Genomic DNA, 268 nt, shown 5'->3' with positions numbered 1-268 from the left:
GCCCAGGCCCACTGCCAGGTTGCGCAGCCAGCGCTCATAACCGGCGCGGCGTAGGGGCGAGCCTTCAGTGCTGGTGAGGAATTTATCCTCGTCCCACATAAACAGTTCGGCCAGTTCTGCGTTATCCAGGTTATGCCGGGGCTTGAAATCGCCCTCATCGGTAGCGCGGGCGAAACGATTCCACGGGCAAACGATCTGACAGTCATCGCAGCCGAACACGCGATTGCCGATCAGTGGGCGCAGGTCTTCCGGGATTGCGCTCTTGAGC

General features: G+C 60.8%; 1 protein-coding gene. It reads right to left on the bottom strand.

Annotation, left to right across the window (positions count from 1 at the left end; genetic code table 11):
- The coding region (locus KZZ07_RS26965; protein WP_500862249.1) for a 4Fe-4S double cluster binding domain-containing protein at positions 1 to 268 on the bottom strand (268 nt) is incomplete at both ends.

Origin of the sequence: Mameliella sp. CS4 (assembly GCF_019392335.1) — a bacterium.
GTDB lineage: Bacteria > Pseudomonadota > Alphaproteobacteria > Rhodobacterales > Rhodobacteraceae > Antarctobacter.
This window is presented reverse-complemented; position numbering and strand designations above follow the sequence as displayed.